The sequence below is a fragment of the Brevibacterium sp. H602 genome (genome assembly GCF_051172395.1).
In the GTDB taxonomy this organism is placed as follows: domain Bacteria; phylum Actinomycetota; class Actinomycetes; order Actinomycetales; family Brevibacteriaceae; genus Brevibacterium.
Window position 1 is genome coordinate 392,012 of sequence record NZ_JBPIZD010000001.1, and the last position, 15,409, is coordinate 407,420.

The window sequence follows — 15,409 nt, forward strand, 5'->3', positions numbered from 1 at the left end:
CCTCAGCTCGTCGAGCTCAGCCTTTTTGAGGATCAGTCTCTGAGGACATACTTCAGGGTTTCGACCACCTGATCGGTTGTCTGGCACCAGGCTTTGGCTTCGGCATCGACTTCCTTGAGCGGATGCACGATGTCGGCATCGTGAAGGGTTATATAGGGTGTGCCGAGTGCTGCGCAGTAGCCGGCGTCGAAGGCGGCGTTCCACTGCTTGTACTTATCCCCGAAACGCACGACGACCAGATCGGCTTTCTCGATGAGGGTGCGTGTGCGAATGGCATTGACCTTGGACGACTGGTGGTCTCGCCAGAATGAACTGTCGTTCTCGCCGAGGTGGTCACCAGCAGCATCGCTGGCGGGATGGTCGGTCACGGGTGCGGTGAATTCGATGTCGAGACCCGCTGCCTCGGCGCCGCGCTTGATCTCATCGCGCCACTCGGTGTGGATCTCACCGGACAGGTAGACAGAGAAACTCATGTCGATCACTCCTCAGACTTATGGCAGACGGAACTGCTTTCCCTTCAAGCACCACCATAGCCAATCGGAACTCAGACGCTCAGCGCCGACCGCGCGGCCGAGCCCCAGTCACAGACATCGCACGAAGTGACGTCTGCGGGCGCGGCCCCGGCGATCGTCACCGTCAGGAGGTTGCCGTCCTGACGATCTCGGCGATGCGCTTCTCGGCGGCCTCGTCGATGGTCTCGAAGTACCACGCGGCGGGCATCAGCGTTCCGTCGGAATCACCGGCTGGGGTGAGTTCGACCTTTTCCGTGAGGGCCAGGTTGATCCGCTCGTCATTGCGCAGTGTCACCAGTACGGGAGTGCTCGCGGACAGAGCATAGGCCGGCATGCCGTACCAGATCCGCGGTTTGAGACTCGGGGCGACGGTCACGATGATCTCGTGCGCTCGCTGCATGAGCGATCGCTCCGGCTCGTCCATCTTCGCGATCTTGGCGGTCACCTGGAACAGGTTCTTCTCGTCTTTGGTCGTCATGTCATGTCCTTACGTCAGCCGGTGTGTCGCACCGGCGGTTGAAGACGGCGCAGAAATGCGCCGCACCCCATCTGGACATGTTCCGGGCCGACCGGAGCTCTCCGCAATGATTCAGGCTTAGGTACCTGGAAGTGCTGACAACCGTACGTGGCTGCCGGTTTCCACGATACCTGCATCGACGCCTCCCGCCAGGGCAGCTGAGGTCCACAACAGACGTGTGCCTAGCGAAGCTGCTCGGACAAGTAGGCCTCTGCGATGCTCAGATGTCCCTGGCTGCCGATTGAGTTCTTCGCCTTCTGCGTGTACGCATGATTGGCGAGAGGAACTTTCACGGCTTTGACGTCGACGCCGCGACTTCGGGCTGATTCGGCCCATGAAAGCTGGTCGGTTGGGGTGATCACGTCATCTCGCATCGCTGTCATCATGAGCATCGGCGGCGCGGGTGCTTTCAGATGCGTAACGGAATCGGCCACTGCATAGCGTTCCGGATACTCCTCCGGTGTGCCACCCGTGTAACTGGTCGCGAACAGGCGCGTGCCGGATCCCGCACCTGGCCCGGTGGGTGCGTTCTCGTAGAGACCCGTCACGTCGAACGCTGGGTAGTCGGCAATCACCGCCGCCGGAACCGGAACCGTCCCGCCACACGACGACTCGGCGTCGCCCTGCGCTGCGGCACCAGCGGTATTGGCGACCATGTTGCTGCCCGAACTCTCGCCCCAGAACGCAAGGCGATCGGTATCCGCACCGATCGCGTCTGCGTGGGTCTGGATCCAGCTTGCCGCACATGCGACCTGCGATGGTGCGCTCTGCCAGGTTGCGTTATCCAGGGTGGCGAGTTCATATTTGACCGATACGACCAGGTAGCCGTGATCGGCGAGTTCACGGAGCTCTGAGCTCGCTGCGTCCGGTTCGCCTGCGATCCAACCGCCTCCGTGGACGTACATGATCGTCGGGGCCGACCCCTTCGCTCTCTCCGGTTCGTAGATCGATACGGAGAGGTCATCGCCCGAGCTGGACTTGTCGTACACTTCCTTGCGATCAGGCGACGCCGAGTCGATCGCCGAGAGCCCGAACGTCGCAGTGAACAGATTCACCGAACCACCAGCCGAGGTGATGGCAACGAGGAGCACAATGACGACAGCCAGATTCGCGATCGTGCTCACCACTCCGAATCCTGTCACCACAGCTCCGGGCCTTCGCCGGCCTCGGCGCAGGCAGAAGATTCCCAACCCAAACACAATCGCTCCGACCACAGTCGCCATCGGCGCGATCGTGGGCGCAAACCGAGCCGCGGCGGAACTGACTGGGCCAAGCCCGGGAACGAGCGATGCCAGGCCGATGACCGCAGCGATCGCACCGAACACGAGCGCGAGGATGAGGCCCGTTGCCCGAACTGTTTTGGTCACGCGCTGAGGCACCGCGGGCTGTGACGAATTCTTACTGGCCGTCAACTTCGGTCCTCGCCTTCCGATCTTTCGGGTTGAGATTCCCGCTGCAGCAGATCTCATCGTGGCGGTCACCTCCTGACGCCAGGGGCCACTCTAACGCAGTCCGATTCTCACAACCTAGATGAATCGGCCTGCGACCACGGCCCTGGGAGCGCAGCGGAATTTAGCGGAGACTCCCTGCACTGAGTCAGCCTCATCGAGGTCACGAGGCTAGTCGGGCACGCTGGACGATCTGCAGATCCCACCGAGCTGGAATGCGGTTCGGCGGTCGTAGTCGGCTCGAGGCGGTCGGCCCCCGTGTTTGAGGACGAGGGCATTGTCCCGGGCAAGTGATTGGAAGTCTTCTGCTGTGAAGTCGGGGACCAATACGCCGGCGGCGTGCCCCTGAGCGACAAGGCTGTCGTGGAATTCCGTTCCGGCATGGCACAGGGCCAGCAACGGCTCGGAGTCGCGATACTCCTGGAGGAGAACATCGTTGACCGCAGGAACTCGATACTGCAGGTCACGCAACGCATAGATATACGAGCCGATACGTTCTCGGATCTCGTCGATGGACCACATCTCCTCGATGACCGTCCGCAGTTCCACCGCAACAACCTCGTCGATGACAGCATCAATCAAGCCGATTCTCCCGCCGAGCCGATTGAAGATCGTCGCCTTGCTCACGTCTGCAACAGCGGCGACCTCCTCGAGGGGCGCAGAGAACCCCTGCTCCCGGAACACCTGGGCCGCCGCACGTCGAATCCGGTCGACGTTGCGGCGAGCATCCGAGCGGAGAGACTTCACACCACTTGGATCAGACACGATGACGCTCCCTCCCGCGGTGACAAATAACTTGATCATAGCAGTCAAGTTAGTGCAGGATGGGACCACACAAATTAACCCCACGGGTCAACTTCAGCCATTGCAGCAGCTCTGACGTGCGCACGAAACACGCTGTCAGCTCACAGTTCATACGAAAGGAATGTCAGATGATCATCGTCACCGGAGCGACAGGCACTCTCAACGGAGCTACTCTCGACCATCTTCTGAAGCGGATTCCGCCTGGGCAGATCGGCGTCAGTGTCCGCGATCCCTCGCGTGCGACCCATTTGGCCGCTCAAGGAGTCCGCGTCCGGCAGGGGAGCTATGACGATGCAGCAGCTCTGCGCCATTCATTCGCGGACGCCGAACAGGTTCTCCTGGTGTCCTCCAGCGACCTTACTGCCGACGTCGTCGCACAACACCGCAGGGCGATCGACGCAGCCGTCGATGCAGGGGCTCAGCGGATCCTGTACACAAGCACCCACGGAGCAGGCTTCGACACTCCCTACCCGCCGCTCGGAATCCATGCGGCCACGGAACAGTATTTATCAGAATCGGGAGCAGCCTGGACCTCGTTGCGAAACGGCTTCTACGGAGACCCGGCTCAGCTGCTCGGTGCGTGGGAGCAAACCGGCGAGATCGCCATGCCCGCCGATGGACCATTTTCCTGGATCGATCGCCGCGACGCGGCGGAGGCCGCCGCTGCGGTTCTGACTGCGGATGAACCGTTCGAGGGCCCGATCGACCTGACGTTGCCCGAGCCGGTCACCCTCGCGGATTTCGCCGCTTCCGCGTCCGAGATCGCCGGACGCCGAATCGAGCGCGTCGTCGTGGACGACGAGAAGTGGGTGGCCGACGCCATTTCCCGCGGTACGCCCGAGGAGGTCGCGCGTTTCACCCTGTCGATGTTCCAGGCAACGAGGAGCGGGCATTTCTCTGATTCGGACCCCACGCTCACGCGCTTCCTCGGACGCAGCCCCCGCAGCATCACGGATCAGTTGATAGGTCTCGATACTCGGTGACACGGTCACCCTCCGCTAGACGTCGGATCTGAGTTCCACCCATGAGACGTCCAACGAGGCTGTCATATCGACGTCGGAGTGAAATCTCATCGCTTCCAGCTCTCGATCCCCGATGCATACGGCCAGGGCCTGAGTCAGACGCGGCCTCGCTGGCTCGAGTAGGTCGGCGACAGCCGTGGCCCCAGGGCTCATCGCCTCGCGGGTTCCGCGATCTGCAACCCCAGAGAGCACGGCCCCTGCACCGAGGTGGTCTTCAAACGAGGGGCGCAGCGAGTCGTCGGCTATTCGAGACCGCCTCGGCGCTGTCCTCGGTCACGGCTGATCGAGCAGCGCAATGCCGAAACCGCCGACGACGGCCCGAACTTCGTCGAGGTAGCGTTGCGCCTGTTCGGTCAGCGGGATCCCGGAATGATCGATCCAGCCGATCTCGATGCGTTCATCGACCTCGAGTGGAATCGCGACAATGGCCGGATCGAGATCGTCGCTGATGATGCCCGTCGAGATGGTGTAGCCGTCGAGACCGATCATGAGGTTGAAGATGGTCGCACGGTCAGAAACCCGGATCTCCTGCTTGCTCGACAGGGTGGAGAGAATCTCCTCGGCGAAGGAGAACGAGTTGTTCGCCCCCTGGTCGAAAGTGAGCCGCGGCAGGGCGGCGAGATCGTCAAGGGTGACGCGGTGGCGGGAGGCAAGCGGGTTCGTACGAGAGATGAAGATGTGCGGGGAGGCGAGGAAGAGCGGGTGGAATGCAAGCCCCGAATCTCGCAGCAGTTTGTCGATGACCTTCCTGTTGAAGTCGTTGCGGTAGAGGATGCCGAGCTCACTGCGGAGCGTGCGAACGTCTTCGATGATGTCCCAGGTACGCGTCTCTCGCAGTGAGAACTCGTACTCGGCAGCATCGCTGGCCTTGACCATCCGAACGAAAGCATCGACGACGAACGAGTAGTGCTGCGCCGAGACTCCGAGCAGACGCCGTGACGGTGGGCGCCCTAGGTAGTGCTGTTCGAGCAGTTCCACCTGTTCGACGACCTGCCGGGCATAGCCGAGGAACTCCACACCGTCGTCAGTTAAAGTCACCCCGCGAGCGGATCGGACGAGCAGAGCGCGATCCACACGGGTCTCCAGGTCCTTCATCGCAGCAGACATGGTCGGCTGGGAGACATAGAGGAGATCGGCGGCGGCGGTGATCGACCCCTCCGAGGCGACCTCGATGAAGTACTGGAGTTGCAGCAGCGTGATGTTCTTCAGGCCTCGAGACATAGATCAAGGCTATAGGAATCCATAGTTCCCCCGAGTTACCCGATGACCACCGGGGACGGGCAGGATGGCTCACAGACATGCCAGCGATCGCAACCGGCCGCACACCCACCGAATTGGACCTCCATGACACCTGAGTTCTCATTCAGCATCACCACGACTCGATTCGACGAGGACTACTCGCCGTCAGAGAGCACCCGAGCGACGACGAACTTCGCCAATCTCGCCAGGGGCGAGGACCGTCAGCAGAACCTCCGCACTGCTCTGAGCATTATCAATCGCCGCTTCAACGAACTCGCGTCCTGGGACAATCCCGATCGGGATCGCTATGTCCTCGAACTCGACATCGTCTCCGGAGGGCTTCACTTCACCTCGGGCGGCCGGGAACAGGAGTTCCCCCTGCTCGAAGTCCTGGATATCCAGATCATCGACAGACTGACTGGAAAACGTCATCCCGGGATCGTGGGGAACAATTTCTCGTCCTTCGTCCGCGATTTCGATTTCAGCGTGCGGCTGCCGGCTGCCAATGAGGCCGCAACCGAGTTCACGGTCCCCGATGACTTCGGTGATCTGCATGGCAAACTATTTCAACACTTCCTCGACTCTGTCGCCTATCGGGAACGGTTCCAGACGGCACCCGTGATCTGCATCAGCGTGTCCACAAGCAAGTCGTACCGTCGGACCGAGAATCACCACCCGATTCTCGGGTTCGAATACCAGCAGGACGATTACTCGCTGACCGATGACTACTTCGCGAAGATGGGACTCCAGGTGAGGTATTTCATGCCGCCGGGCAGCGTCGCACCGCTGGCCTTCTACCATCGCGGCAACCTGCTCGGCGACTATTCCGATCTGGCGCTCATCGGCACGATCAGCACGATGGAGACTTTCCAGAAGATCTATCGGCCCGAGATCTACAACGCGAATACCGCCGCCGGAGAGGTCTACCGGCCGACGCTGGACCGGCACGACTTCTCGGAGATGCCGGTCACCTATGATCGCGTCGAACGCAACCAGCTCGGCACCAGACAGGGAAAGTTCACGGAGAAGTTCTTCGTCAACCCGCACCGAGAGATGCTCGAGCAGTGGGCGTCCGACCGACCCGCCCCAGTCGCATGACCGCAGGAGAAGAAACGATGACCCAGCCGCTGCTGCCCACCTCAATCGTCGGCAGTCTGCCGAAGCCGTCCTGGCTCGCGCAGCCCGAAACCCTCTGGTCTCCCTGGAACCTCCAGGGCGATGCCTTGCTCGAGGGCAGGCGCGATGCCCTGCGCATCTCGACTCATGAGCAGAACAACCGCGGCATCGATATCGTCAGCGACGGAGAGCAGACCCGCCAACACTTCGTGACGACGTTCATCGAGCATCTCAGCGGAGTCGATTTCGAGAAGCGCAAGACGGTTCGGATCCGCGACCGTTACGACGCAAGCGTACCCACCGTCGTCAGCGCCGTGAGCCGTGAGGAACCGGTCTTCATCGACGATGCGAAGTTCCTCCGCCAGCAGACCGATCAGCCGATCAAGTGGGCGCTGCCGGGGCCGATGACGATGATCGACACACTCTATGACGACCACTACAAGAGCCGCGAGAAGCTGGCCTGGGAATTCGCCACGGTCCTCAATCAGGAGGCTAAGGATCTGGAGGCGGCGGGAGTGGACATCATCCAGTTCGACGAGCCCGCATTCAATGTCTTCTTCGAGGAGATGAAGGACTGGGGAGTCGCCGCGCTCGAACGGGCAGCGGAAGGTCTGCGGGCCGAGACCGCAGTGCATATCTGCTACGGCTATGGGATCAAGGCGAACAACGACTGGAAAACGACCCTCGGGTCCGAGTGGCGCCAGTACGAGGAATCCTTCCCCCTCCTGCAGCGCTCGAGCCTCGACATCGTCTCGCTCGAGTGCCACAATTCCCATGTCCCGATGGACCTCATCGAACTGATCCGCGGCAAGAAGGTCATGCTCGGCGCCATCGACGTGGCAAATGAGACCATCGAGACACCGGAGGAGGTCGCCGCCACTTTGCGCAAGGCACTGAAGTTCGCCGACGCTGACAAGCTCATTCCAAGCACGAACTGCGGCATGGCCCCTTTCGCGCGCGACGTCGCCCTCGCGAAGATGAGCGCCTTGAGTGCAGGAACAGCGATCGTCCGCGAGGAACTGATTGCGTCAAGGGGCTGACCGCCGCCGCACTCCATCCGCACATGTCCCGAGCCGTCGGGTCTCTCCGCAATGATTCGAGCGTTCTGAGCCCGGGAAGCGCAATGACAGCTCAAGCTGTCGTTGCCACAGTGCCCCAGTCTCTGCCGCAGACGCAGGGCAGAACGGAGATCGCCCACCTATCAACGCTTGCCTCAGACGTTGAAGCGGAACCTTCGGCAGACCGGATTCCGCGACGAGTCGAACGGCTGCGCGACTACGAGGAGGTGTGGTCGCAGAGATCTTGTCGCGCAGCGCTCGACGCTCACGACGCAGCTAGTCGATGCGTCGCGGCGGTACTCCGATCGACACGGCGAGCTTGTTCTGCGCGTTCAATGCGTTTTGTCGTAACTGCTCATGCCAGATGCACTCGGTCTTCTTACCGCCGAGTGATCTGATATCGAACCCAGCGCATGACGGAGTCAGTCAGCTGCGCTAGACGTCGAACCGGAACTCCACCACGTTACGTAGCCAATTAACCTATGATGGATCCATGACACGCGCAGCCATCTACCTCAGGATCAGCAGGGACCTCACGGGCGAGGGACTCGGCGTCGAGCGCCAGCGCGAGGCCGCCGAACAGTACGCAGCGGCCGGCGGCTATGAGGTCGCGGAGACGTTCACAGACAACGATATCTCCGCGGCAGGAGGTAAGAAGCGGCCCGGTTTCGAAGCTCTCCTCGACGCCATGAACGACGGCCGCGTCTCGGTTGTCATTGCGTGGAACTGGGACCGACTGACGCGCAATCGCCCCGACACCGTGCGACTGATCGAGACCTGCCAGCACGCCAAAGCGAAGGTGGCTCTGATCAGAGGATCAGACCTCGACATGTCCACCCCGTCGGGGCGGATGACGGCGGGGATTCTCGCGGAGGTGGCGCAGAACGAGATCGAGACCAAGGGTGAGCGGCAGTCCCTTGCCCAGCGTCAGCGGGCGGCGATGGGTCGACCGCCGAAGGGGGTCCGGCCGCTCGGGTACACGGTCGCCGGCGAGGTAATCGAGCACGAGGCCGAGGCCGTCCGGAAGATCTACGCGGCATTCAATACGGGCGCGTCATTGCGCGCACTGGCCTCGGCCCTGTCCGGCGTGGAGCGAGATGACCTTCCGGACGTTCCGAGGATGCAGAAGCACACCCGGACGTTGGCGATCGAGCGAAACACCAAGCGCGTCGTCGAGGGCCTCGAGGAGAAGCCCGTCCCCGACGATGGCCCGTGGTCGCCGTCCACCGTGCTTGGCATCCTGCGGAACCCGCGGTACGCGGGCTACAGCACGTACACGCCGAAGAAAACTCTGGCGAACGGCGACCGCCGCAGGTCTTGGCGAGCGCAGATCCTCCGTGGCGACGGCGGCGAGCCGGTGCCCGGTCAGTGGGAAGCGATTGTGAACCCAGAGATCTGGGAAGCCGTACAAGATCGTCTCGACGACCAGGAGCGGGTCACAAACCGAGTCGGGACGGACCGCAAGCATCTCGGATCAGGTCTGTATCTCTGCGGGATCTGCGACAAGCGAGTCAGGGGACATAGCACCCGATACCGCTGCGCAGGTCATGTCATGCGCTCCAGGGAACAGGTCGACGCGTTCGTCGTCGAGGTAGTCCGGCGCAGGCTTGCATTGCCAGATCTGCAGGACCTCCTCCCCGTTGCGGACGAACCACGGTTGCGTGAGATCAAGGAGGAGATCGGCGTGCATCGTGCCCGGATCGCGCGTGCCGAGCGGGACTACGACAGCGATGACGCGGATGTGCAGATCAGCTCACGCGTGCTCAACCGCATCACTGAGGAGCGTGAAGCGAGGATCCGGGCGCTGGAGAAAGAACGGGCGAAGCTGTCGAGCAGCCAGGTCTTGAGCCGGGTGATCGACTCCACGGATCTGGTGCAGGCGTTCGACGAGGGCGACCTGGCCACGCGCCGGAGCACTATCGACGCGCTCTGCGTCGTGCGGCTCCATCCGCATCCGAGAGGTCGGAAGACGTTCGACCCCGAGACGGTCACGATCGAGTGGCGGTGAAACGACAGTCGAAAGACCGGTCGCGTGGTCATTCAACTGAGCGCCCACAAGCACTAGAATGACCAGTAGAGGCGAATGGACAGCGTCTCGTGGTCCACGGGGGCAGCGAGGCGGCTAGTCCCCGGGCAGGTCAACGGAGTGAACCTCGCGAGAGCGAGGGTGAGACACCCCCGGTGAACAGAACGCCGATCCCGACGGGCAGGCCACCGTCGAAGCTCTGACCGCGAGGTCGCCGAGGATGAGGGCCCTTGGAACTCCCGAAGATCAATCTTCGGGAGATTCTCATGCCCCAGACGGACTCCGTCGCTCATCCTGAGCGCCTTCCCCTCATCGAGGCGGCGCAGCAGGGCACCTTCGGCGGCTACTCGACTCTGCGCAAGAAGGTTGCCTCCGGCGACCTTCCCGCCGAACGTGTTGGTCGTCGCATCTTCGTCCGCCAGACTGATTTGGAGGCGATGCCCAAGCCGGTGGTCGGCCATCCGACCGACCAGGCGATCATCGATAAGGCGATCGACCGCATCGTCGCCTCCGCTACTCGCCTGACCGCGGACCATCGCGACCGACTCGCCGGGATCCTCGGAGGTGGTCGCTGATGAGCGCGAACTCTGCCGCCTTCGACCACGTCCAGGCGTTCAGATGGCGTCAGGGCGATCCCGCCCTCGCTGCTTCCGAGGCCCGCCTGTACGACCTCGCTGCGCTTCGTTCCGAGCTAGAGGAGGCCGTCGAGATCGCCGTCGCCGACGCCCGCGCCGATGGCACGACCTGGTCGAGCATCGGCGATGCCCTCGGCGTCACGCAGCAGGCTGTCGTCGCACGCTACGGCCGGGGCGGTGGTCTCGAATGAGTGCAGACCACTCCCCCGCGGGCTGGTCGCCGCACGAGATCACAGACGGCGGCGGCCGGTTCCAGGTGCTCGTGCGGCGGACGGCGAGGAGGGCGGCGCCGAGCGCTCAGAAGCGCTCGATTGCTCCGGGCGGTTCGCATTCACCCGGAGCTATTGAGCGCTCGATGGCGGATCAGAACCTTGATTTTCCAGGAGTTCCGCGGCGGGGTCATAAGTCCCCTGGGGCAGGCCCAGTTAACGCTGACCATGACCCCGCCGCGCCGGTCGCTTTCCGCGATCTTCCGTCCGTTCGCGCGATGGGGACGGGGCGCGCCGCGATCATCGTCGGCTTCGACACTGAGTTCACGACCACTGCCGACGGCCGCGTGATCGCCTCGTATCAGTTCGCGACCCCGGACCCGGTGGACCCGTCCGCTATGGTCGAGGTCATCATCCTCCCGCTGGGCAAGCATCGCCTCAGCCTGCACACAGCCCTCTGGGAGGTCGTCAAGGCCGCACGCCTGTATCAGTCGCCGCTCGTGCCTGACGGCGTCGACGACCGCGGCGTCACGCGCCGCCGGGTGCTCGACGAGTCACGCGGCGCAGCGAAGGAGGCCGCCGACGCGTGGGCGGCGGATCCGTCCGACTGGCAGGCGCGCGCCGATGCTCTCGCCGCATGGCGGGTGCCGGTCGTCCTTGCCTGCCACTACGGGTCGGCGGATCTCACGACCTACCGGACCGGCTACGTCACGGACCATCTGGTGCGTCTGACGTCGGCCGCGGGCGGTCTCGTGACTCTCCTCCCCTTCAGGCTCCAGCGGGGCGACGGCCAGGGCGGCGAGTTGGGGTGGTGGCAGCCTCTGTCGGTCTCCGTCCGCGACACTATGGCGCAGGCACCGGCAGGCGGCAAGGCACTGCGCACACTCGGCGAGAACGTCGGCGTGCCCAAGATCGACGTGCCGGCTGGCTGGATCGAGGACATGCTCGGCTATCGAGCTGCGCGCCTTGAGGACTTCCTCGAGTACGGCATCAACGACGCCGTGATCGTCGTGGAGTACCTCGCCAGGCTCTGGGGCGACGGCGTGCTTCCTCCGGTGACCCTCTCGGGCGGTGCCGCGTCTTCGCTCGTCTCGGCAGGGCAGGACTACTTCGGCGTCTCGTCAGCGAAGGACTTCCGTCTTCGGTTCGCCGGGCTGGTCGCCGAGGACGGCGTCGGAGTCGTCGATGACGAGGACGCACTGAGCTTCTACGCCAAGCGTGAGCGGCGACCTGTGGATGGCCCGGCCGAGCAGCTCACGGCGGCATTCGCGAAGGCGTATCACGGCGGGCTCAATGCCTGTCCCGCGCCCGGGTATTGGCCGGGGCCCACCGTCGATATCGACGCCCAGAACGCCTACCCGACGGCCATGGCCGATGTGGAGGACATCGACTGGGAGGCGGGAGCCATCGCTGACGTGGTGCATGAGCAGTACCTCTCGCAGGACGACGTGCCGGAGGCGAACACGGCGTTCGTCGGGTTCGTCTCGTTCGAGTTCCCGCACTCCGTCGCCTTCCCGTGCATCCCGGTGCTGGCGGACGGGACGCTCATCTACCCCCGCGCGTCGGAGGGGATCGCTGGCGCGTGGGTGTGTGGTCCGGAGCTGTGGCTCGCGCTGCGGTTGGGTGCGAGAGTTTTCTGCGAGATCGGCTACCGCGCGCGCATGGCGACCTGCCCGGACGGTGGGCCGTCGCGGGTCCTCCGTCATGGCGTGAAGCAGCTCATCGACGACCGAAGCGTCGCGAAGGAGGTGTACGGCAAGAGCTCCTTGGAGGAGACGACTCTGAAGACCGCCGTGAACTCGATCTACGGCAAGACCGCGCAGGACGTTGCCGAGCAGAGCGCCTGGAACGCATACGCGCAGGAAATGGATGCCGTGGGCGGGTCGGCGATCTCCAGCCCCTATCATGCGGCGACGACGACCAGCATTGTCCGGGCACAGCTCCTGGCGACGATGAACGAGATCGCCGACAGCGGCGGCCACGTGTACTCCGTCACGACGGACGGCTTCATCACCGACTGGACGGCTGCGCAGGTCGAGGAGCTGGATCTGTATGGCATTGCAGATCGTCTCCACGCCGCCCGGGAAGCTCTGACCGGTGACCCCGCCATCTGGGAAGCAAAGCATCATCAGGACGACCTGGTGAACGTCACGACCCGCGGAAACGTCTCCCTCTCGCTCGATGGGGTCTGCGCGCACAACGGCATCAAGCGACCTGCCGGGATCGAAGAGGACAGCTACGAGGACCGGCTGCACCTGCTCACGCTCGTCGTCACGCGCGACGGCCGAGTGCCGAACGAGTACCTCCGGTTCCCCAGCTTCTCCGAGCTGTCGAGGAAGGAGGACCGCAAGGAGTTCCTGCCGTCGCACGTGTCTGCGCCTCGGTCGATGGACTTCGACCTCAAGCGTCGCCCGGAGATGACATCGATGAGGGCCGCTCGGGTACCTCTTCCGGATGGAACGTGCCACGAGATGGCCACATTCACGACGCTCCCCTGGGACACCGTCGAGGAGTGCCTCCGCGCACGCGAGCTCGGTCGTGAGATCGCGAAGAACGGCTGCCTCCGGACTGTCGACCAGTGGCAGGCATGGCACCTGAAATTCGCTCACGGGAAGGGACGCCGGATCGTGACGCCGCACAGGACCCTGCTGATGAGCATCGTCATCGCACACCGCCAACGGGTCGTCACGATCCCCACCCTCGCCTCCGCCGACCTGACCGTCGCCCAGAAGCTCGACTGGCTCGGGCAGTGGGGGCTCGGGACTGTGAGCGCGGGCGACTGGAAGAACGCGAGACGGCCAGAACGGGCTTCGCAGGCGCTGCCCCTGGATGCGCTGGAGCCGTACTTGGCGCGCATGCTCGCCATGCCGGCGGGCGTCGCTCCCGGTACTGCTGACGGCGTTACGGGAGGTGCGCGATGAGTGGCCTCATCATCCTCCCCCGGCCGGATCGACAGGGCTTGGATGAAGCGCTGACGGGGCGGTCGGTCGAGGCGCACTGCGCCGAGAATTCCCGCGTAGGGGCACCTGTCGAGCATCGCTCGGTCGGTGCCCGGAGCGTCCCGGCCGCCAGGCCGGGGAGCCTCGCAGAGCGCCGGCAATTTGGGAGGTCGCGCAGCGACCGAGCCAAATTGCTTTACGGCGTTAAAGCGATTTCATCGCGGCGGGGCCAGAGGCTCCATCGAACGGGTGCAGGGTCCCGGTCGATGGAGAGGCACCGACGCGATGAAATCGCTGTCCGTCAGGACGCGTGGGGCCGCGCAGCGGGAGGGGTCCCCACGCGCCCGGACGGACGTTCTTCACTCTCTGAAGGAGGTCCACGTTGAGCGAGCAGGTCGGCCGCGCGGGGTTCCACGCGGTGCACACGAAGCGCGCATCGGAGCGCGGTGCGATCCTCGACGAGATGATGCGCGAACTCGACCCTGACGCCGTCGTACGGTGGGCGGCGAGGAACCCATCCATCGTAGTTGCCGACGAGGTCGAGAACGAGGCCTACGTCAACGACTGCTCAGGCGGTTTCCGTCGCTGCACCGACAAGCAGGAGGTCCTCGACTACGGCGAGGCGCGCCTGCGGCGGGTGCGACGCAAGATCGCCGCGCCGAAGGTCGACCCGGCTACGGGTGAGGAGAAGGGCGGCACGACGACCACGACCATGCTCGTCACGCACTTGCCGAAGTCGCTGTGCGTCGAAGTGCCGGACTATTACCCGGTGTTGTACAAGAAGGGTCCGCGCAAGGGCGAGCAGAAGCTCGACGAGGACGGTCAGCCGCGGTACCGCAGCCGGTGGGTCGCCCGGGACAAGGACGAGGCGCGACGGTACTTCGATGACGTCGGCGAGATCATCGCCAACCACCTGTCGCCGGGTGGCCATGACGGGATCCTCGGGCGCGACGACCAGTACTCCGAGACGACCCCCCACGCGCAGTGGCTCCTCGACGCGTTCGCCGATGACCCCAAGCACGATGGAAGCCTGAAGGCGGCCGGATCGACGTTCTGGTTCGCGCACAAGGGCCGCATGGCCGAGCTGCACCAGAGGCTGAAGGACGAACTCATCGCCCGAGGCTGGGACATCTCGCCCGACTTCGACGAGAAGCGTCACGCCTACGGGCACGCGAAGGCCGAGTACGGCGACATCGAGGACGAACGCGACAGGGTCACCGAGCGCGCCCAGCGCGTCGTCGACGACGACGCGAAGCTCAACGACTGGGACGATCGCCTGCGTGACAAGCGTGATGCACTGAGGGACAAGGAAGAAGCGCTCGACGAGCGCGAACGTGCCCTGGCGGGACTTGAGAAGGACACCGAGGAGACACGGACACGGCTCGAACTGGACACCAGCGCGCTCGACGAACAGCGCCGAGCGTTCGAGGACGACGAAGTGCCCCGACTGCGTCGCAAGGCGGTCACGGAAGGGGCTCGAGAGGGCCGCGAGCAGGTCACGAAGGAGCTCGGTCACCTCGAAGACACGCGACGGGCGCTTGAAAGCCAGCTTCGTGCTCTGGCCGAGCACGAAAAGAGGCTTCAGGAGACCCCGCAGCTCTTCGACGAGTTCCTCGACCGCAAGGACAAGAACGGCCGGTCATATCGACCGATCTTCGAGCGCTTCGTCGACCAGAGACTGGCCCAGTTCGAACGCGAGCACGACGTGGCCGGCGAGATGACGCTGGAGGCAGGCGACCGCGAACAGTTCATCCGCGACGGCGGCAAGACTCTCGGCGCGGAAGTCACGCAACTGAAGATCGAGCGCGAACGCGAGCGCAGTCCCGGCAGGTGACGTTTTCGCCTCGACTATGAAGCTCCGGCGCCTACTCGCTCCACGCCAGC

Annotated in this window: 13 protein-coding genes; 8 read left to right on the forward strand and 5 right to left on the reverse strand. The window is 64.0% G+C overall.

The genetic code is table 11. The features are described 5' to 3' along the window. Positions 1 to 32: 32 nt before the first annotated feature. The 4 genes from ACSBQT_RS01870 to ACSBQT_RS01885 form a co-directional block, all read right to left on the reverse strand. Positions 33 to 473, reverse strand: coding sequence for a YtoQ family protein (locus ACSBQT_RS01870; protein ID WP_435000736.1), 441 nt, complete (start codon positions 471 to 473; stop codon positions 33 to 35). A 163-nt stretch (positions 474 to 636) separates the two neighbouring features. Then, positions 637 to 990, reverse strand: a complete 354-nt coding sequence (locus ACSBQT_RS01875) for a DUF1801 domain-containing protein (RefSeq protein WP_435000738.1) — start codon at positions 988 to 990, stop codon at positions 637 to 639. A gap of 221 nt (positions 991 to 1,211) precedes the next feature. Continuing rightward, positions 1,212 to 2,153 carry an alpha/beta hydrolase gene (locus tag ACSBQT_RS01880; RefSeq protein ID WP_435000739.1) on the reverse strand — a complete coding sequence of 314 codons (942 nt, stop codon included), beginning with the start codon at positions 2,151 to 2,153 and terminating at the stop codon, positions 1,212 to 1,214. A 495-nt stretch (positions 2,154 to 2,648) separates the two neighbouring features. Next, positions 2,649 to 3,242, reverse strand: coding sequence for a TetR/AcrR family transcriptional regulator (locus ACSBQT_RS01885; protein ID WP_435000740.1), 594 nt, complete (start codon positions 3,240 to 3,242; stop codon positions 2,649 to 2,651). A 167-nt stretch (positions 3,243 to 3,409) separates the two neighbouring features. Between ACSBQT_RS01885 and ACSBQT_RS01890 the strand changes: the two genes are divergently transcribed. Further along, complete coding sequence (locus tag ACSBQT_RS01890; RefSeq protein ID WP_435000741.1) at positions 3,410 to 4,264, forward strand: NAD(P)H-binding protein; 855 nt, start codon at positions 3,410 to 3,412, stop codon at positions 4,262 to 4,264. A 312-nt stretch (positions 4,265 to 4,576) separates the two neighbouring features. Here ACSBQT_RS01890 and ACSBQT_RS01895 read toward each other — a convergent pair whose 3' ends face one another. Continuing rightward, a complete protein-coding gene (locus ACSBQT_RS01895; RefSeq protein WP_435000742.1) occupies positions 4,577 to 5,524 on the reverse strand; it encodes a LysR family transcriptional regulator in 948 nt (315 codons plus the stop codon). Positions 5,525 to 5,647: 123 nt separating this feature from the next. Here ACSBQT_RS01895 and ACSBQT_RS01900 point away from each other — a divergent pair, with 123 nt between their 5' ends. The 7 genes from ACSBQT_RS01900 to ACSBQT_RS01930 all read left to right on the forward strand — a co-directional run bounded on the left by ACSBQT_RS01900 (position 5,648) and on the right by ACSBQT_RS01930 (position 15,359). After that, positions 5,648 to 6,640, forward strand: coding sequence for a putative oxygenase MesX (locus tag ACSBQT_RS01900; protein ID WP_435000743.1), 993 nt, complete (start codon positions 5,648 to 5,650; stop codon positions 6,638 to 6,640). 17 nt (positions 6,641 to 6,657) lie between these two features. Continuing rightward, positions 6,658 to 7,698: a methionine synthase gene (locus tag ACSBQT_RS01905; protein WP_435000744.1), complete on the forward strand. Its 1,041-nt coding sequence runs from the start codon at positions 6,658 to 6,660 to the stop codon at positions 7,696 to 7,698. A 511-nt stretch (positions 7,699 to 8,209) separates the two neighbouring features. Continuing rightward, positions 8,210 to 9,724: a recombinase family protein gene (locus ACSBQT_RS01910; RefSeq protein ID WP_435000745.1), complete on the forward strand. Its 1,515-nt coding sequence runs from the start codon at positions 8,210 to 8,212 to the stop codon at positions 9,722 to 9,724. A gap of 284 nt (positions 9,725 to 10,008) precedes the next feature. Continuing rightward, positions 10,009 to 10,317 (forward strand): hypothetical protein, encoded by a 309-nt coding sequence (locus tag ACSBQT_RS01915; protein ID WP_435000746.1) that lies wholly within the window; start codon positions 10,009 to 10,011, stop codon positions 10,315 to 10,317. Further along, positions 10,317 to 10,568, forward strand: a complete 252-nt coding sequence (locus tag ACSBQT_RS01920) for a hypothetical protein (RefSeq protein ID WP_435000747.1) — start codon at positions 10,317 to 10,319, stop codon at positions 10,566 to 10,568. Before ACSBQT_RS01915 ends, ACSBQT_RS01920 begins: the two co-directional genes overlap by 1 nt. Positions 10,569 to 10,732: 164 nt before the next feature. Further along, complete coding sequence (locus tag ACSBQT_RS01925; RefSeq protein WP_435000748.1) at positions 10,733 to 13,507, forward strand: hypothetical protein; 2,775 nt, start codon at positions 10,733 to 10,735, stop codon at positions 13,505 to 13,507. A gap of 400 nt (positions 13,508 to 13,907) precedes the next feature. Next, entirely contained in the window at positions 13,908 to 15,359 is a 1,452-nt protein-coding gene (locus ACSBQT_RS01930) for a hypothetical protein (RefSeq protein WP_435000750.1), read from the forward strand. Positions 15,360 to 15,409: the final 50 nt, after the last annotated feature.